Origin of the sequence: Streptomyces sp. NPDC014623 (assembly GCF_043088245.1) — a bacterium.
Classification (GTDB): Bacteria; Actinomycetota; Actinomycetes; order Streptomycetales; family Streptomycetaceae; genus Streptomyces.
The window spans coordinates 44,667-62,568 of record NZ_JBIBZU010000012.1; the positions used below are offsets into that span (position 1 = coordinate 44,667).

The 17,902-nt window shown below is 70.4% G+C and carries 16 protein-coding genes and 1 pseudogene; 9 read left to right on the forward strand and 8 right to left on the reverse strand.

Features of this window, described 5'->3' with window-relative positions; all coding sequences use genetic code 11:
• Nucleotides 1–9 precede the first annotated feature (9 nt).
• Nucleotides 10–2,244 (reverse strand): OmpL47-type beta-barrel domain-containing protein, encoded by a 2,235-nt coding sequence (locus tag ACF1FZ_RS20115; protein ID WP_391774743.1) that lies wholly within the window; start codon nucleotides 2,242–2,244, stop codon nucleotides 10–12.
• On the reverse strand, nucleotides 2,241–4,739 hold the full coding sequence (locus ACF1FZ_RS20120; protein ID WP_391774744.1) for a ThuA domain-containing protein: 2,499 nt from the start codon (nucleotides 4,737–4,739) through the stop codon (nucleotides 2,241–2,243). Before ACF1FZ_RS20120 ends, ACF1FZ_RS20115 begins: the two co-directional genes overlap by 4 nt.
• Before the next feature lie 232 nt (nucleotides 4,740–4,971).
• On the opposite strand from ACF1FZ_RS20120, the gene ACF1FZ_RS20125 reads away from it, so the two are divergent.
• From ACF1FZ_RS20125 to ACF1FZ_RS20135, 3 genes are all read left to right on the forward strand, one after another.
• Nucleotides 4,972–5,961, forward strand: coding sequence for a multicopper oxidase domain-containing protein (locus tag ACF1FZ_RS20125; protein ID WP_391774745.1), 990 nt, complete (start codon nucleotides 4,972–4,974; stop codon nucleotides 5,959–5,961).
• Between the two features lie 239 nt (nucleotides 5,962–6,200).
• Nucleotides 6,201–6,998 carry a VOC family protein gene (locus tag ACF1FZ_RS20130; protein ID WP_391774746.1) on the forward strand — a complete coding sequence of 266 codons (798 nt, stop codon included), beginning with the start codon at nucleotides 6,201–6,203 and terminating at the stop codon, nucleotides 6,996–6,998.
• A 100-nt stretch (nucleotides 6,999–7,098) separates the two neighbouring features.
• On the forward strand, nucleotides 7,099–7,341 hold the full coding sequence (locus tag ACF1FZ_RS20135) for a WhiB family transcriptional regulator (protein ID WP_391774747.1): 243 nt from the start codon (nucleotides 7,099–7,101) through the stop codon (nucleotides 7,339–7,341).
• A gap of 66 nt (nucleotides 7,342–7,407) precedes the next feature.
• On the opposite strand, the gene ACF1FZ_RS20140 is transcribed toward ACF1FZ_RS20135, so the two are convergent.
• From ACF1FZ_RS20140 to ACF1FZ_RS20155, 4 genes are all read right to left on the reverse strand, one after another.
• Nucleotides 7,408–8,295: a chitosanase gene (locus ACF1FZ_RS20140; protein WP_391774888.1), complete on the reverse strand. Its 888-nt coding sequence runs from the start codon at nucleotides 8,293–8,295 to the stop codon at nucleotides 7,408–7,410.
• Nucleotides 8,296–8,433: 138 nt separating this feature from the next.
• On the reverse strand, nucleotides 8,434–9,411 hold the full coding sequence (locus ACF1FZ_RS20145; RefSeq protein ID WP_391774748.1) for an acyl-ACP desaturase: 978 nt from the start codon (nucleotides 9,409–9,411) through the stop codon (nucleotides 8,434–8,436).
• 155 nt (nucleotides 9,412–9,566) lie between these two features.
• On the reverse strand, nucleotides 9,567–11,210 hold the full coding sequence (locus tag ACF1FZ_RS20150; protein ID WP_391774749.1) for an ATP-binding cassette domain-containing protein: 1,644 nt from the start codon (nucleotides 11,208–11,210) through the stop codon (nucleotides 9,567–9,569).
• A gap of 221 nt (nucleotides 11,211–11,431) precedes the next feature.
• Nucleotides 11,432–11,848, reverse strand: coding sequence for an SsgA family sporulation/cell division regulator (locus ACF1FZ_RS20155; protein ID WP_391774750.1), 417 nt, complete (start codon nucleotides 11,846–11,848; stop codon nucleotides 11,432–11,434).
• A gap of 182 nt (nucleotides 11,849–12,030) precedes the next feature.
• On the opposite strand from ACF1FZ_RS20155, the pseudogene ACF1FZ_RS20160 reads away from it, so the two are divergent.
• Nucleotides 12,031–12,304: pseudogene (locus ACF1FZ_RS20160) on the forward strand (oxidoreductase); the annotation flags it as partial.
• A gap of 66 nt (nucleotides 12,305–12,370) precedes the next feature.
• Nucleotides 12,371–12,973, forward strand: a complete 603-nt coding sequence (locus tag ACF1FZ_RS20165; RefSeq protein ID WP_391774751.1) for a sugar O-acetyltransferase — start codon at nucleotides 12,371–12,373, stop codon at nucleotides 12,971–12,973.
• Between the two features lie 73 nt (nucleotides 12,974–13,046).
• Here the strand turns inward: ACF1FZ_RS20165 and ACF1FZ_RS20170 are convergent, their stop codons facing one another.
• On the reverse strand, nucleotides 13,047–13,346 hold the full coding sequence (locus ACF1FZ_RS20170) for a YciI family protein (protein ID WP_391774752.1): 300 nt from the start codon (nucleotides 13,344–13,346) through the stop codon (nucleotides 13,047–13,049).
• A 52-nt stretch (nucleotides 13,347–13,398) separates the two neighbouring features.
• On the opposite strand from ACF1FZ_RS20170, the gene ACF1FZ_RS20175 reads away from it, so the two are divergent.
• Both ACF1FZ_RS20175 and mmpA read left to right on the forward strand, forming a co-directional pair.
• Nucleotides 13,399–14,061, forward strand: coding sequence for an endonuclease V (locus ACF1FZ_RS20175; RefSeq protein WP_391774889.1), 663 nt, complete (start codon nucleotides 13,399–13,401; stop codon nucleotides 14,059–14,061).
• 85 nt (nucleotides 14,062–14,146) lie between these two features.
• Complete coding sequence (gene mmpA, locus ACF1FZ_RS20180; protein WP_014152821.1) at nucleotides 14,147–14,293, forward strand: morphogenic membrane protein MmpA; 147 nt, start codon at nucleotides 14,147–14,149, stop codon at nucleotides 14,291–14,293.
• Nucleotides 14,294–14,320: 27 nt separating this feature from the next.
• Here the strand turns inward: mmpA and ACF1FZ_RS20185 are convergent, their stop codons facing one another.
• The gene (locus ACF1FZ_RS20185; protein WP_391774753.1) at nucleotides 14,321–15,511 is read right to left on the reverse strand and encodes a saccharopine dehydrogenase family protein; all 1,191 of its coding nucleotides are present in this window, start codon (nucleotides 15,509–15,511) and stop codon (nucleotides 14,321–14,323) included.
• A 204-nt stretch (nucleotides 15,512–15,715) separates the two neighbouring features.
• On the opposite strand from ACF1FZ_RS20185, the gene ACF1FZ_RS20190 reads away from it, so the two are divergent.
• Nucleotides 15,716–16,867: a CaiB/BaiF CoA transferase family protein gene (locus ACF1FZ_RS20190; protein WP_391774754.1), complete on the forward strand. Its 1,152-nt coding sequence runs from the start codon at nucleotides 15,716–15,718 to the stop codon at nucleotides 16,865–16,867.
• Nucleotides 16,867–17,901 carry an LLM class F420-dependent oxidoreductase gene (locus ACF1FZ_RS20195; protein WP_391774755.1) on the forward strand — a complete coding sequence of 345 codons (1,035 nt, stop codon included), beginning with the start codon at nucleotides 16,867–16,869 and terminating at the stop codon, nucleotides 17,899–17,901. Before ACF1FZ_RS20190 ends, ACF1FZ_RS20195 begins: the two co-directional genes overlap by 1 nt.
• The last annotated feature ends 1 nt before the right edge of the window (nucleotide 17,902 follow it).

Below are 17,902 nucleotides of genomic sequence, written 5' to 3' on the forward strand. Positions count from 1 at the left end.
CCTCGCTCCTTACAACTCCTGGATACGGACGTCGCGGTACGAGATCACGTCCGAGGTACCGTGGACCTGCAGCCCGATGTAGCCGGAGGCGTACCGCCGGCCGTCGGTGCCCGGGTCGTCACCCCGGGGCGGCTCGAAGAGCTGACCGCCGTTGTTGTCGAACTCGTTGATCAGGACACCGTTGCGGTAGACCGAATAGTGCTGGTCCACCACCCGGATCTCGTAGTCGTTCCAGGTGCCCTTGGGGGTGACCCCGGCGCCACCGAGCCCGACCCTGTCGAACCCGTAGACGGAACCGGTCTTGTAGATGTCGCCGTCGGGCCGGTCGTTGGCCTGGATCTCATGACCGTACTTGATGGCGACCCACTCCGGGCGGCTCTCCTCCGGGTGGTCGTGGACGTCGGGGAAGCGGACGAACACTCCGCCGTTGGCGTTGCCCGTCCCGGGGGCGTCGTCGCGCCACTGGAGCTTCAGCGAGAAGTCCCCGTACTGCCGGGCGGGGAACCACAGCATCCCCATGCCGTCCACCGTGGTGGAGCTGGTGATCGAACCCTCCTCCTCGTTCAGCCCGAACTGCCCGCCGCCGACGTGCTGCCACTTGGCGAGGGACTCGGCGGTGCCGTCGAAGAGCTTGCGGTAGCCCTCGTCCTGGCCCGGCTTGCCGATGCCGGACTGCTTGGCCGCCCGGTAGACCTTCTTGTGCTCCCGGGTGTCGAGGACCCCGTCGGTGAGCAGCTTGTCCAGGACCTTGTCGACGTGCTTGAGGAAGAGCGCGTGGGAGGACCAGTCCTTCTCGTCCTCGATGAGCTCGTTGACCGTGCAGCGGTTGCCGGTGAGCCGGTTGGGAACACCCGTGTCGACCGTGCCGACGATGACGGTGAGCCGTTCGTCGTGCTCAGGGCAGTTGGGGGCCGGTACACCGCCGCTCTCGGCGATGGTGAACGAGGTCTGCTTCGCCTCGGAGGTGTTGCCCGCCCTGTCCGTCGCCCGGTGGGCGAGGGTGTGGCGGCCGACGCGGTCGATGACGACGGCGGAGGAGTAGGCCAGGTACGGGCCGCCGTCGAGGGAGTACTCGATCTTGTCCACGCCCGAGTCCGAGTCGACGGCGGTGACCGTGGCCTCGGCGCTGGTGATGAACGCGCCGTCCGAATTCTTGTCGCCCGCCACCACCACGGAGGTCACCGGCGGGGTCTTGTCCTGCGACGGCGGTTCGACGACGGTGAAGCCGACGGACTTCTCCGCCGCCGTGTTGCCGGACCTGTCGGTGGCGCGGTAGCGGACGGTGTGGGTCCCCACCTCGTGCACCATCACCGGTGCGGTGTACGGCTGCCAGGCGCCGTCCGCCCCGAGCGCGTATTCGATGGTGTTGACGCCGGACCCGGTGTCGGACGCGGTCACCGTGACCGTGGCCATGCCGAGATAGGCACCCGCGTCGTCCTTCTCACCCGCCACGGTCGCCGAGGTCTCCGGCGGGGTCCCGTCATCCGTGGGCGGTGCGGCGACCGCGAAGCCGACGGACTTCTCCGCCGCCGTGTTGCCGGACCTGTCGGTGGCGCGGTAGCGGACGGTGTGGGTCCCCACCTCGTTCACCACGACGGGTGCGGTGTACGGCTGCCAGGCGCCGTCCGCCCCGAGCGCGTACTCGACGGTTCCGACGCCTGATCCCGCGTCGGTCGCCGCCACGGTCACGGATGCCTGGCCGATGTACGCGCCGTCGGCGTTCCTGTCACCGTCCACCGTCGCCGACGTCTCGGGAGCGGTGGTGTCCTCGCCGCCGCCTTCGGTCACGGTGAGAACGCCCTGCATCGAACCGTGGCCCGGAATGGTGCAGTGGTAGAAGTACTTTCCGGGGGTGAGGGTGACCTCGACGCTGTGCTTGCCGCCCGCGCTGTCACCGGGGTTGGCCAGGATGTTCACCTGGACGTCGCTGTTGTACTCCGGGTCCGAGACGCTGAACGTCAGCGTGTGCGGCATGCTCGTCGTGTTGCCCGTCGCCTCACTGTTCTCGAAGACGATGGTCGCGGCTCCGGCCACCGCGGTCTCGGGGGCCGTCAGATAGTGGTCGATGGGATCGCCGGCGGTCCAGGTGAGGACCTGGCCGGCCGCTGCCGCCGCCCGGTCGTCGTCGCGGCCGTACGCCGCGGTCGACGCCAGCCCCAGGACCATCAGGAACGAACCGAGCAGGGCGAGCCACCACCGGGCGGGCCCGTACCGCCGTCGCGCGAGGAGTGAAGGGTGTCTCACTGCGCTGCCGCCTTCCTGGCCAGGTCCGCGGCGGCCGGGGTCGGGCCGCCGCCCTTGTACGTCACGCGCCACAGCGCGGACTTGGAGTCGGAGGTGAAGAAGCCCCGCCCGTAGTCCAGGACGTAGAGCGATCCGTCCGGGGCGAACTTCCAGTCCATCAGGTTGCGGATGCCGTCCGCGCCGACCGGGATGATCTTCTTCAGCGACTCGGCGTGGGTGGGCAGGCCGCCCTTGCCGACCGTCTTCGGGTCGGTCAGCACGGCGTGACGCGGCTGGGTGTCGTCGTAGAAGTCACCGACGAACCACTTCCCGTCCCAGTACGCCGGCCACTTGGCCTCGCTCGTGCTCACCGCGTCGTAGCGGTAGACCGGGCCGTTCATCGTGGCCTGGCCGCCGCCCTTGAGCCAGGGCAGGAGCTCCTTCTGGTCCTCCACCTCGTAGCTCGGGACGCCGTCCGCGTCGCGCGGGTAGTCGACGCCGCCGCCCTGGGGCGAGTACCAGATGGTGTTGCCGGTCACCGGCGGCAGGTCGACCAGGCCGTCGTTGTTCGGCGACTCGTTCCTGGGAGCGTCGCAGTCGTACCAGCCGAGCGGCTCGGACGGGTCCGGCAGGTTGCGGTCCCGGTAGGGCTGCTTGTTGCCCATGCAGTACGGCCAGCCGTGGTTGCCGGCCTCGGTGATCGCCGCGAACGTGTCGTACTTGGCGGGACCCCAGGTGGTGCTGGGAGCACCCGCGTCGGGGCCGACCCAGCCCGCGTAGAGCGTGTCGGTCGACGTGTCGACGGAGATGCGGGCCGGGTTGCGCACACCCATCACATAGATCTCGCCACGGGTCTTGCCGCCGCCCTCGTCCGGCTCCTTGCCGGTGAAGAGGTTGCCCGCGGGCAGGGTGTAGGTACCGTCGTCCTCGGGGTGGATCCGCAGGATCTTGCCGTTGAGGTTGTTGGTGTTGCCCGCGGTGCGGCGGGCGTCCGCGAAGGACACGCCCTTGTAGTTCGGCCGCGGGTTGTTGCCCGAATAACCGTCGCTGAAGCCGGAGGAGTTGTTGTCACCGGTCGCGATGTAGAGGTTCTCCTTCGAGTCCCAGGCCATCCCGCCGCCCGCGTGGCAGCAGCTGTGGATCTGGACCGGCCAGTCCAGCAGCACCTTCTCGGACGCCAGGTCCAGCTTGTTCGTGGCGTGGTCGAAGGCGAAGCGCGAGACCTGGCGCACCGCCATCCGCTTGTCACGGTCGATCTTCGCGTGCGGGGTGTAGTGCAGATACACCCAGCCGTTCGTGGCGAAGTCCGGGTCCAGCTCGATGCCGAGCAGTCCCTCCTCCACCTTGACCAGCTCGTCGCCGCCGCCCTTGTTGCCGAAGACGCTCAGCTTTCCGGCGAGGGTGGCCTTCTTGGTGGAGGGGTCATACACATGGATCTCGCCCTCACCCCTGCCGACGTCCGGGTCGTTCCAGTCGGTGACCACCGGCACGCTGCTGTCCGTGCCGCCACGCCCGATGTAGAAGACCCGCCCGTCCTTCGCGGTCACCAGGCCGTGAGGTTCGCCGATCTGGTCGTTCTGCCCCGGCTGGTTGGGCTGGGTGAGCCGCTCGGCCGTGTAGTTGGAGTCGATGGTGGCCCTGCAGTCGGCCTGCGAGATGCGGCTCGTCCAGGCCAGCGCCCCGCGCAGATGATCCCTGAAGTCGGTCTCGGCGAAGCCGGCCGCCGTACCGCCCATGGCGGTGTAGAAGGAGCGGCCGCCGTCGTAGTCACGGCACCAGGAGACCGGGTGGTCCCAGCCGTTGGCGCTCTTCCCCGGCGTGTAGGTGAGCTCGCGGACACGGGCCACGGTGTGCACGTCGCCGGACGGGTTGTCCTTCCAGTTCAGCCACTTGTCCGGTCGCTTCCACTCCAGCGGGAGGTTCTTCGTCGCCGGGTGCTGCCGGTCGCCGATCTCCACGGTGGCGCGCTGGACGGCCGTCGGGCTGTCCGCCGCCGGACGCGCGCCCACCAGACCGGTGAACCAGTCGGAATACGGTTCGGCGCGGGCCGCGTCGTGGATGCCGAGGAATCCTCCTCCGGCCTCCATGTACGCCTCCAGACCCGCCTCCTGCTCCGGATCGAGCACATCGCCACCGCCGGTCAGGAAGACGACCGCGTTGAACTTGCCGAGCCTCCTGCCGTTGGTGAAGACCCCGGCGTCGTCGGTGGCGACGGTTTCGAAGCGTCCGGCCTCCGGGCCGCTGAGCCCGATCTTCTCGATGGCCGCGATGCCCGCGTCCACAGTGGGCGGCTCCTCGCCCGCCGAGGCGTGGAACACCAGCACCTTGACGTCGGCCCCGCCGGGAGGCGAGGGAAGAGACATCGTTGTCACCATCCGCTCCTTCAGCCCTGGCTCCGGATAGGGGCTGGCGGTGGCCGCGTTGCCGCCCAGCAGGGACGCGGTCAGAGCGCCTGCCGCCGCGGCCGCCGCGATGCCGCGGTGCGATCTGGACCTGTGATGTGGTGTGCGCTGCATGTGGTCACCCACCCCTCTTGGTCACTCCTCTGGTCACTTCACTCGTCACCGCGCCTTGGTGGTCACTGCGACAGCGCACGAAGCTAGACCTCTTTTCGTGACTCGCCAATAGGTATGGCAGCAATCGAACGAACTTTGTCCTGAGTGTGGATAAACCAACGGCCCCCGGCTACCGTGTGGGCCGTCCAGGGGAGCAGCACGTCAGTTTCCCTCTCGCAGTGGGGAGTTCGACATGGACCGAAGGACCTTCAGCCGCAGGATGCTGGTGGGCGGGGGAGTGGCGGCTGCCACCGGCGTGACATCGATGTCGCTCGGCGCGGTGCAGGCCGCCTCCGCGGAAAGCCCGGCGAGGACGGCACCCGCCGGAGGAGCTGTCCGCCATCTCAAGCTGTACGCCGAGAAACTGGCGGACGGTCAGCTCGGTTACGGCTTCGAGAAGGGCAAGGCGTCCATTCCCGGACCGCTCATCGAGATCACCGAGGGCGACACGCTGCACATCGAGTTCGAGAACACCACGGACGTCGACGCCAGCCTCCATGTCCACGGCGTCGACTACGACATCGCGAGCGACGGCACCCGGATGAACCGCAGTCATGTCGAACCCGGCGGCACCCGCACGTACACCTGGCGCACCCACAGACCTGGCCGCCGCAAGGACGGCACCTGGCAGGAGGGCAGCGCCGGTTACTGGCACTACCACGACCACGTCGTCGGCACGGACCACGGCACGGGCGGCATCCGCAAGGGCCTGTACGGGCCGCTCGTCGTACGCCGCAAGGGCGATGTCCTGCCCGACAGGACGATCACGATCGTCTTCAACGACATGACCATCAACAACAGGGCGGCCCACGAGAGTCCGAACTTCGAGGCCACCGTGGGCGACCGGGTCGAGGTCGTGATGATCACGCACGGTGAGTACTACCACACGTTCCACATCCATGGGCACCGCTGGGCGGACAACAGGACGGGCCTGCTCACCGGCCCCGACGACCCCAGCCGTGTGATCGACACGAAGATCTGCGGGCCCGCCGACTCCTTCGGCTTCCAGATCATCGCGGGAGAACAGGTGGGGGCCGGGGCATGGATGTACCACTGCCATGTCCAGAGTCACTCCGACATGGGGATGGCCGGTCTGCTGCTCGTCGCCAAGGCGGACGGCACCGTCCCGGGGTACGACCCGCCGCACCACGCGGCAGGCCCGGCCGGGACGCACGAGCACTGAGGCCGCACCGGCAGGACCTCGGCGGCGAGCCGCAGCCGTTCCTCCCCTGTCCTCCTGCGGTGCCGGTCGCGGTCGTGTCCGCGAGCCCGCCATGAGCGGCCTCGTCGTCGCATGACGCCGTGCCGCCCCGCACGGCGCGAACTGCGGGGGCCGGTGCCTGGTGCAAGACTCGGAGGAACGCGGCATCTCCCTGTCCTGCGAGACGGGCGGGACAACGGGCCTCGCTGAAGGAGCGCACCATGCTCGACCCAGTTTTCGTCACCGGCGCCCCCAACTGGATGGACCTCGGTACCCCGGACGTCGACGCGGCCACCACCTTCTACCACGGTCTCTTCGGCTGGGACCTGGTGCCCGGCGGGCCCGAGACCGGCGGCTACGGCATGTACCGGCTGCGGGGCAGGACCGTCGCAGGCGTGATGACCGTGCCGGAGGACCAGGGGAAGCCCGCCTGGACGGTCTACTTCCATACCCCCGACGCCGACGCCACCGCACGGACGGTCGAGAAGGCGGGCGGCACCGCCGCTTTCCCGCCGATGAACGTGCTGGACTACGGGCGCATGGGCGGTTTCACCGACAACACCGGCGCGTACTTCGGCGTCTGGCAGCCCGGGACGAACCCGGGCCTCGGCATGATCCTGGAAACCGGTTCGCTGATCTGGTCCGAGCTGTACACCCCGGACGTCCCCTCGGCAGCCGCCTTCTTCCACACGGTCTTCGGCTGGCAGACGGGTGAGATGGATTTCCCCGGTGGTTCGTACACGCTGGTGCGCCCCGCGGACAGCGACGACGACACCTCCTCCTTCGGGGGCCTCGTGCCCCTCGACCAGGTGCCCGGCGGGGCCGCCGCCGGGCCGCACTGGCTGCCTTATGTCGCCGTGGACGACACCGATGCCGCGGTGTCCGCGGCGAAGCGGCTGGGTGGCCGGACGACCATGGCCGCCACGGATGTGCCGGAGGTCGGCCGGATCGCCACCTTCACCGACCCGGCGGGTGCGGCCTTCGCGGTGATCCGGCCCGTTCCGATGCCCCAGGGCTGATCTGCGTGAAAGGGCCGGCCGGCGGGCGGGGCTCCCAGCCGGCCGGAGCGTTGACCGATCGTTGATCACTCGTTTATCGCGACCCGGCACCGTGTGCACCATGCCGATCAACACCATGACCGACGAGCTCGCCTGGCAGGAGACAGCGTTGTGTGCGCAGGCCGGGCCCGAATTCTTCTTCCCGGCGCCGGGCAGCTCCACCCGCGAGGCCAAACAGCTGTGCAACGCCTGCGAGGGCCGGGTGGCCTGCCTGGAGTACGCACTCACCCATGACGAGCGCTTCGGCGTCTGGGGCGGTCTCTCGGAGAAGGAGCGGGACCGGCTGCGCAGAGGCCGGTGCTGAAGCGGGGACGGGCGACCCCCGTCCCCGGCGGGTGAACCCGTCAGGTGCGCGCGGCGGGCGTTCCCGTCACGTGATCCGGAAGGTCTCGCCGTACACCTGCCACACCAGGGGCTTCCGCATGGCGAGATTGCCTTCACGCAGGAACACCCGCTGCGCCGTGTCGATCCGGGTCGTATCACGCTGCACCTTCCTGGCCTTGATCGCCGACCGGCTCTCGTCGAGGAAGGCATTCAGGTACGCCGTCTCGTCGCCGCCCTCCGCGGCCGTGTCCGCCGACCCCATCGCGGCGTCGCGGATGCCGTAGAAGCCGTTCGCCTCGACACCGGGCCCGTGCAGGACCATCGCGTCGTAGTAGATGAACTGCCCCAGAGTGCCGAGGCCGTCCGTCTTCGCCAGCCGGACCGCCGGTTCGAAGTACAGCCTGTCGCGCGTCGCGTCCTGGGCCTTCCGGAAGGCCGGGTCTTCCGCGGCCTCGCGCCAGGCGTCGGTGAAGCCGGGATCCAGACCCTCGTGCGAGTCGGTGCCGTCCACCGCGCGCAGGGCGGGGAGGAAAGGGGCGAGCGGATTGCCCGGATGCTGCTCGGTGTACGCCTCGACCAGCTGCAGCATGTCGTTCGTACCGGAGCAGAAGCCGACTATGCCCGCGGTGTAGCCGGTGCCGTCGCCGACGTCCTCGATCGCACCGTACTGGCTGCGCCAGTCCAGGGTGGACGCCTCCGCACTGGCCACCAGACGGGACGCGATCTCCTTCATCGCCGGTGCGGCGAGGCCGGGCGGCAGCGCGTCGGTCTCCTCTGCCTGCTCGTCGGCCTGTCCGACCGGCTCCGGCTCTGTCGAGCCGGTTTTCCCGGACCCGGCTGCCGGGACGACCGTGGGCGGCTCGGAGCCGTCACCGCTGAAGAGGATCGAAACGACGATGGCGATCGGTGCACCGAAAAGAACAAGACGCGTCACAGGTTTCACGGGCACAGAGTACGTTCCGTGAAGCAGTGCGGTAAGCCCGAAACGGAGGGGCGGCGCACGCGTCATGCGTGCGCCGCCCCTGTTCCGGCGGGTCGGGGAGCGGATCCCGAGCCCGCCGTTTCCAGCGGATCAGCCCTGGGCGGCCCGGGCGGCCACGCGGGCCTTGCGGGCGGCCAGCTTCTCGTCGAACTTCGACGCCTCGCTGTCCAGGCCGTTCATGTACAGCCCGAGCTCCTCCTGCGCCTTGAGGCCCTCCGGGCCGAGGCCGTCGATGTCGAGCACCTTCAGGTACCGCAGGACGGGCTGGAGCACGTCGTCGTGGTGGATGCGCATGTTGTAGATCTCGCCGATCGCCATCTGCGCGGCGGCACGCTCGAAGCCGGGCATGCCGTGTCCGGGCATCCGGAAGTTGACGACGACATCGCGCACGGACTGCATCGTGAGGTCCGGGGCGAGGTCGAAGGCGGCGCCCAGCAGGTTGCGGTAGAAGACCATGTGCAGGTTCTCGTCGGTCGCGATCCGGGCCAGCATCCGGTCGCAGACGGGGTCACCCGACTGGTGACCGGTGTTGCGGTGCGAGACGCGGGTCGCGAGCTCCTGGAAGGCGACATAGGCGACCGAGTGCAGCATGGAGTGGCGGTTGTCGGACTCGAAGCCCTCCGCCATGTGCGCCATGCGGAACTGCTCCAGCTTGTCCGGGTCCACGGCGCGCGAGGTGAGCAGGTAGTCACGCATCACGATGCCGTGCCGGCCCTCCTCCGCGGTCCAGCGGTGCACCCAGGTCCCCCAGGCGCCGTCGCGGCCGAAGAGCGAGGCGATCTCGTGGTGGTAGCTGGGGAGGTTGTCCTCGGTCAGCAGGTTCACGACGAGGGCGATGCGCCCGATGTCGGTGACCTTGGACTGGCCGGTCTCCCAGGCCTCGCCGTCCTCGAAGAGGCCGGGGAAGTTACGGCCGTCGGAGAACGGTACGTACTCGTGGGGCATCCAGTCCTTGGCGACCTTGAGATGGCGGTTGAGTTCCTTCTCCACCACCTCTTCCAGTGCGTACAGCAGCTGGGCGTCTGTCCACGCCTTCGAACTGCCGATATGGGGAGAGGTGAGGGTCACGGGGGCTCCTGGGGACGGGAGAATTACCTACGGCTTCGTAGGTTACGTGACCGTAGGTTAAGGCGGCGGTAAGGGCGTAGCCAAGTCCGCTCCCTGCGGCGTGTGCTCACCCGCAGTCATCCACGCAGGTCACAGGCGCCTTCCGGAGGGGTGAGTCAGCCCCCCGCCCTCGCGTCCGGCAGCTGCCCAGGAGCGATCTCCTGGAGTCCTTCCCCGTCCAGCAGCATCCACCGGGTGATCCCCAGCGACTTCAGGAACGGCGTGTCGTGGCTCGCCACGATCAGCGCCCCCTCGTACGACTCCAGTGCCGACGTCAGGCGGCGGACGCCGGACAGGTCGAGGCTGTTCGTCGGCTCGTCCAGCATCAGCAGCCGGGGGGCCGGCTCGGTGAGCAGCAGTGCCGCGAGTGTGGCCCGGAGACGCTCACCGCCCGAGAGGGCGGCGGCCGGGCGGTCCGCACGCGAGCCCTTGAAAAGGAAGTGCGCCAGCCTCGCCCGGATGCCGTTGTCGGTGGCGCCGGGCGCCACACGTGCGACGTTGCCCACCAGGGACAGCGCGTCGTCGAGGACATCGAGGCGCTGTGGCAGGAAGCCCACCGGCACCCGGGCGGCCGCCTCGCCCGAGACAGGATCCAGCTCGCCCGCGACCGTGCGCAGCAGCGTCGTCTTCCCCGCGCCGTTACGGCCGATCAGCGCGATCCGCTCCGGGCCGCGCAGCTCCCACTCGCCCCGTACCCGTGCCCCGTGGGCGAGCTCGAGATCGCGGAGCACCAGGACACCTCGGCCCGGATGCACCCGGGTGCCCGGCAGTTCGATCCGGATCGCCTCGTCGTCCCGTACCGCCCGGACCGCCTCGTCCAGGCGGTCCTCCGCGTCCGCCAGCCGCTCGGTGTGCATGACGCGGTGCTTGCCGGCCGACTCCTGAGCGGTCTGCTTGCGCTGGCCCATCACGGCCTTCGGCTCACGCTTGGTGTCCCACATCTTCTGCCCGTACCGCTTGCGCCGGGACAGCTTGATGTGCGCGTCGGCCAGTTCACGCTTCTGCCGCCGCACGTCGGCCTCCGCCGCACGCACCGCCCGTTCGGCCGCCTCCTGCTCCACGGCCAGCGCCTCCTCGTACGCGGACAGGCTGCCGCCGTACCAGGTGACCGCGCCGTCGCGGAGATCGGCGATCCGGTCCACGCGTTCCAGCAGCTCCCGGTCGTGACTGACCACGACCAGCACTCCCGTCCAGGCCTCGACGGCGTCGTACAGCCGCCTGCGGGCGTGCAGATCGAGGTTGTCGGTCGGCTCGTCCAGCAGCAGGACGGAAGGCCGTGCCAGCAGCAGGGCGGCCAGGCGCAGCAGCACGCACTCGCCGCCGGACATCTCGCCGATGGTCCGGTCGAGCCCGACACCGGCCAGGCCCAGCCGGCCGAGCACGGCGTGGACGCGTTCCTCGACGTCCCAGTCGTCCCCGACCACGGCGAAGTGCTCTTCGGCGGGATCGCCCGCCTCGATGGCGTGGAGCGCCACGCGCGTCCTGGCGACACCCAGCGCCTCGTCCACCCGCAGAGCGGTGTCCAGGACCAGGTCCTGCGGGAGGTGCCCGATGTCTCCGGACGTCGTGACGTGTCCGGCGGTCGGGGTGAGTTCCCCGGCGATCAACCGCAACAGGGTCGATTTACCGCAGCCGTTGAGCCCGACGAGCCCGGTCCGGCCCGGGCCCACGGCCAGCTGGAAACCGTCGAGGACCTCGCTGCCGTCGGGCCAGGCGAACGAGAGGGAGGAGCAGAGGACATGGGGGGTGGATGCGGGCACAAGGGCCTCCCGGTCGCGTCGGGAATCACGGAGAACGGCTCGGACACCGAGGTGGCACAGGGGCACGCGTGCCAGTCACGCGGCACGGTGTGCGGACACCTCAGACGTGGAGCAACGTCCTTCTCCGATCCGACGACAACAAGGACACGGGCGACGTTACGAACGGGGCCCGCCGCCGCGCAATCGAATTACGGCCGTCCTGCTGCCCGGGGCGGACACGCTCAGGAGGCCCCGCCCAGCAGATCGCTCAGATCGCCGTCCAGATCCATGAAGCGGTACTCGTCCCCCACCGGGACCAGTTCCTGCGCCCGTTCGAGGAAGCGGCGCAGCTCGGACGTCCGGACGTGCACCATCGCGACACCCTCCACGGCGTGGAACTCCAGCACCGTACGGTCGTACCCGAACGGCCGGACCCGGACGTCACCGGCACCCGCCGGTGCGTCCATGCCCGAGGCGAGCAGCTCACGGGAGAACTCCCAGGAGACCTCGGTGCCTTCGAGGGTCGCCGGAGCCGGGAACGCCATGCGGACGGCGAAAGGGTCCTTGCGGTCGTAGTGCAGAGTGGCGGGCAGGGTCTCCATACGCGGCGCTGACGCGACCATACGCGCCTGCACGGACTGCTCGATAACGCTGGACAAGACCTGCTCCCTCTCGCCTCGGACGAACGGTTCCCGGCACTGGAGTAGACGACGGAACGCCTTCATCCGTGCACCGGCGGGCGGCGTGAGCTGCGTCACCGCCCTGCCTCCTGCTGATCGACTGCCCCGTTTCACGTGAGGCACCCTGGACGCCCGGCCACCGGTGGGTTAGCCTCCACCGCCACGGCATCGCGGTCGGCGGCCACCACCGGGCGGACCAGGCGTCGCCGGACGCCGTGTCCGTCACCGGGAACGGCGGCCGCCCCGCCGCCGCCCTCCTGCCGGCCCGGCGTCGCCTGGCCGCCGCACAGCCGGTGGCCGGCGCTCGGCGTGGGGCCGGCCGGAACCGATGCCACCCACGACGGCGGGCGTACCTGGCGGACCGTGGACACCGGCTCCTACGACACGGTCGACCGTGTCCCGGACGGCGGCTGCCGGGCCGCGCGGCTGCGGTGACGGCGCACATGCGCCGTACAGGTGCTGCCGGCCGCCGGAGAAGCCGGATGAAGGGATCGTTCCGCTGTGACCGATGCTCACCACGAGGAAGTTCTGGCCCGGATCGCCGGGGGACTCGCCTACACCGAGTCGGAAGCGGCCTTTCCGGCCCCCCGGCGCCGTACGGAGCAGATCTTCGACTACAACCGGACGCCCCCGGGCGAGACGGAGAGACGCCGCTCGCTCCTCACCGGGATCTTCGGCTCGGTCGGTGGACGTACGGTGCTGCTGCCGCCGTTCCACGCGGCGTTCGGCAGCAACGTCCACATCGGCGACGACTTCTTCGGCAACGTCAACCTGACGTTCGTCGACGACGTGGACATCCGCATAGGCGACGACGTCATGATCGCTCCCAGCGTCACGCTGACCACGACGGGGCACCCGGTGCACCCCTCGCGGCGCGCTGACTTCGGGAGGTTCTCCGAGCCGGTCGTGATCGAGGACAAGGTGTGGATCGGCAGCAACGCGGTGGTCCTGCCCGGCGTCCGCATCGGATACGGGTCGGTCATCGGCGCCGGCAGTGTGGTCAGCCGCAGCATTCCCCCGATGACCGTCGCGTTCGGAACACCTTGCCGGGTGGTCCGCCCCATCACGGACGAGGACCTCGCCGAACGCACCGCCGGACACTGAAGCGCGGCCCGCGGGACGCCCGGCCGCAGGCCGCTCGCCCGGCGCGGCGCGGTTCCCGGACACGGGACGTGCGTCAGCCGGGCAGCTGCTGCCGGTACGGTGCGAGCGCGTCCGAGGTCTTCGTCGCGAGGAACTCCGTGATCCGGTAGGCGCACACCCCGTGCGCCGCGAAGGGGTCGGAGGCCGCGATCCTCTCGATCTCGGCACGGTCGTCGCCCACGGCCAGGATCACACCGCCGTCGCGGGGGTTCTTGCGCCCGGAAGCGATGAACACCCCGGCCGCGTACTGCGCGTCCAGCCAGGTGATGTGCTCCGTCATGAGGGCGTCGACGCGCTCGACCGGTGCGGTGTAGGTCAACTCGAGTACGAACATGACCGCCAGGCTACCGGGCTGCCTAGACTGGCCCGTCGTGACGACTTTCCGGATGCCCGCCGACGAAGCCGAAGCCCGTGCCGTCCAGGACGCGTTGCGCGCACGGGTGGTGCTGGACGAGCCCGGGCCGCCGCCCGGGACCGGCCGGGTCACCGGAGTCGACGTCGCCTACGACGACGAGAGGGACCTCGTCGTCGCGGCGGCCGTCGTCCTGGACCCGGTGACCCTCGAGGTGGTCGCCGAGTCCACCGCCGACGGCCGTGTGACGTTTCCGTACGTCCCCGGGCTGCTCGCCTTCCGCGAGCTCCCGGCCGTCCTGGCCGCGCTGGAGGGCCTGCCGGTGGACCCGGGGCTCGTCGTCTGCGACGGCTACGGGCGGGCGCACCCGCGCAGGTTCGGGCTCGCCAGCCACCTCGGCGTGCTCACCGGCCTGCCGGTCATCGGCGTCGCGAAGAACCCCTTCACCTTCCGCTACGAGCAGCCGGGACCCCGGCGTGGTGACTTCACCCCGCTGATGGACGGCGACGAGGAAGTGGGCCGGGCCCTGCGCACGCAGGACGACACCAAGCCCGTCTTCGTCTCCGTCGGGCACCGCACCGGTCTGGACGACGCGTGTGCCCACACGCTCGCGCTGGCCCGCGACTTCCGTCAGCCGGAGACCACGCGCAGGGCGGACGCCCTCTGCCGGTCCGCACTCAAGGAAGTGATCGGCTGAGCGAGAACGCCCGCCCGGGAACCTGTTGCCGACTGAGTACATATACGGATGTTGTTTGTCGAACATCAGGGGCAGGCTGGTATGCATGATCGACCACCACGCACCTCAGATGAGCACCGGAACCGTACGTCTCTCCCAGCGCGGCGTGGCCGTGGGCATGACCCTGGGCGTCCTCGCGGGCGCGGGCTGGACCGTGTCCATGGTCGTCACACTGGCGTCCTGGATGCTCTGACCGACCGGGTGCGCGCGCCTTCCGGGCTCAGCGCACCGCCGCGACCCGGAAGCGGAGCCCGGCCGTCTGCAGCCGCTCCAGCAGCGCATCGCCCATCGCCATGGCCGTGGTGACCTGACCCGACGTCGCCGGCAGGTCGTCGAAGGCGAGCGCGAGAGTCGCTTCGGCCAGCATCTTCGCCGTCTCGTCGTAACCCGGGTCGCCGCCCGACACCTCCGTCCAGACCTCCCGGCCGCCGCCCTCCCCGATGAAGCGGACCGTGAACCAGCTGCGCTTCCTGCGCTGTTCGCCGGGGCCCGTGCCCGGTTCGACCCGGGCCGACAGCCAGCGCCGCGCGGCGGGGACCTGGGCGGCTCCCGCGAGCAGGACCGCCGCCGCCGTTCCGCCGAGCGCCACCGGCAGGTGCTTCACCGAGGCGAAGTGCCGGTAGCGGAAGTCGGGGCCGTAGCGTTCCAGCCCCCGGGCGGACCGCTCCACGACCCGGGGGTCCAGGGTCGGCAGCGGCAGGGCCCAGGTGCCGGTCTGCGGGCTGAAGTGCGGTGTGCCCTGCGGGGCGCGGGCCCGGCGGCCGACCTGGCGCGGCTCGTGCAGGCGCCGTTCCCGCGCGGCCCGCGCCGTCTGACGGCCGCGGCCCATCGCGGTGAGCGCCGAGGCGAAGGTGCCGCCGGAGAAGACCGCGTCGGTGCGGACGTAGCCGTCGACCGTCAGCGGGACGCCCTCGGGCAGCTGCTGGACGGTGAAGAAGGCACCGAGGTCGTGCGGTACGGAGTCGAAACCGCAGGCGTGCACGAGGCGGGACCCGGTCTCACGCGCCCGGCCGTCATGGTCCAGGTACATCCGGTCGACGAACTCCGCCTCCCCGGTGAGGTCGGTGTAGTCGGTCCCGGCCTCCGCGCAGGCGGCGACCAGCTTCCCGCCGTACCAGACGTACGGTCCGACCGTCGACGCCACCACGTGCGAGGACTCGGCGAGTTCGCGCAGGCTGCCGGCATCGTCCGAATCGGCCGTCACCAGGGGCAGGTCCGCGCAGTGCGGGTGGCGCGCGGCCAGACGCCCGCGCAGCTGCTCCAGCTTGTCGCGGTCGCGGCCTGCCAGGGCCCAACGGCAGCCTTCGGGGGCGTGTGCGGCGAGGTATGCGGCCGTGAGGGCCCCCACGAAGCCGGTGGCTCCGAAAAGGACGACGTCATAAGGGCGTTCTGCCCCACTCTGCCTGTTCATGCGTGCCTCCGCAGGGGCCGGCGCCGATGTAGCAGGCAGAGGTTAGCGGAGGTGTTCGTGGTGCCGCACGGCCGGGCGGGCTCCGGTGCGAGAGGCTCCGGGGAAAGTGCTAAGCGCTTGCTCGCCCAAAAGGGTTGTGCGGAGCGTGGTCCATTCTTAGCATCATCGATGTTACATCAGTTGTGTCACACCGCTGGGGGCTTGATGGCAACGACAGGGCGCGGGCCTCAGGGCCCGCTGACCGGGGTGCGCGTCGTCGAACTGGCGGGCATCGGCCCGGGGCCGTTCGCCGCGATGCTCCTCGCCGACCTCGGCGCCGATGTGGTGCGCGTGGACCGGCCCGGCGGCTCGGTGATCGGCATCGAGCCCGCCTTCGACCTCACCAACCGCAACAAGCGATCGGTCCTCGTCGATCTGAAGGGTGAGGACGGAGCCGGGCAGGTCCTCGATCTCGTCGAGCGCGCCGACGTCCTGATCGAGGGCTACCGGCCGGGCGTCGCCGAGCGTCTCGGTGTGGGCCCCGACGCCTGCCTGGAACGCAATCCCCGGCTCGTCTACGGGCGGATGACCGGCTGGGGCCAGGACGGACCGCTGGCCGAGCGGGCGGGACACGACATCGGCTACATCGCCCTCAGCGGCGCCCTGTCCATGATCGGGAGACCCGGCGAACCGCCCGCGGTGCCCGCCAATCTGGTCGGAGACTACGCGGGCGGCTCGCTCTACCTCGTCGTCGGCGTGCTCGCCGCCCTCCAGCACGCCCGTACGCCCGGGGGGACCGGGCAGGTCGTCGACGCCGCCATTGTCGACGGCGCGGCCCATCTCGCCACGATGATCCACGGGATGCTGGCGGCCGGCAGCTGGCAGGACCGGCGTGGCTCCAACCTCCTCGACGGCGGCTGCCCCTTCTACGGCTCCTACGAGACCTCCGACGGCCGGTACATGGCGGTCGGGGCCCTGGAGCCCCGCTTCTACGGGGAGTTCGCCGAGCTCCTCGGACTCGGGGACGAGGCCCCCGACCGCAATGACTTCGGACGCTGGGAGGAACTGCGCACCCTGGTCGCCGACCGCTTCAGCACCCGCACGCGCGCCGAGTGGACCGAGATCTTCGAGGGGACGGACGCCTGCGTGGCCCCCGTCCTCTCGCTCCGTGAGGCGCCCCGCCACCCCCACCTCGCCGCCCGCTCCACCTTCGTGGAGCACAGCGGCCTCACCCAGCCCGCACCCGCACCCCGCTTCTCGGCGACGCCCGTCTCCGTACGCAGCGGGCCCGCGCTGCCCGGGGCCGACACCGAGGCGGTCGCCGCGGACTGGGAGCTGCCGGGCCTGCTGACCACCGGGAAGGAAACGACCGGCTGATGGAACTCTCCCTGCCGCTGGACTACGCGGGCGACCCCCGTGCCGCCTGCGACGAGGCCGCGGCACTGGAGGCCGCCGGACTCGACGCCGTCTGGGTCGCCGAGGCGTACGGCTTCGACTCGCCCACCCTCATGGGCTACCTCGCCGCCCGCACCGAGCGCCTGAAGACAGGTGCGGCGATCCTCAACGTCTACTCCCGTACCCCCTCCCTCATCGCCCAGACCGGCGCCGGACTCGACGCCGTGTCGGGCGGCCGTGCCCTCCTCGGACTCGGCGCCCCGGGCCCGCAGGTCGTGGAGGGCTGGCACGGCAAGCCCTACGACAGACCGCTCGGCCGGACCCGCGAGACCGTCGAACTCTGCCGCCGGATCTGGCGCCGCGAGGTCATCGACCACCACGGCATCACCGACATGCCCCTGCCGAAGGAGAAGGGCGGCGAGCTCGGCAAGCCGCTGAAGATCCTCACCAGGCCGGTGCGCGAGACCGTCCCCCTCTACGTCGCCTCGCTCGGCCCCGCCGACGTCCGCCTGACCGCCGAGATCGCCGACGGCTGGCTGCCCGCCCTCTACATCCCGGAGAAGGCCCAGCAGGTCTGGGGCACGGCACTGGCCGAGGGCACCGCGAAACGCGACCCTGCGCTCGGCCCCCTGCAGACCGTCGCGGGCGGCCTGCTGGCCATCGGCGACGACGCGGCCGCCGCCCGGGACCTCGCACGCCCGCAGATCGCGCTGTACGTCGGGGGCATGGGCGCGCCCGGCAAGAACTTCTACAACGACCTCGCCGTCGCCTACGGCTACGAGAAGGAGGCCGCCACCATCCAGGAGCTCTACCTCTCCGGGAAGAAGGAGGAGGCCGAGGCCGCCGTCCCGGACGAGTTCTGCGAGCTCATGACCCTCTGCGGCCCCGAAGGCTACGTACGCGACCGCATCGAGGCCTTCCGCGAGGCCGGGGTCACCATGCTCAACGTCACGCCCGTCGGCCCCGAGCCGGCCCGCCTGATCTCCACCGTCAAGAACTGGCTCCAGGGGGCTTGAA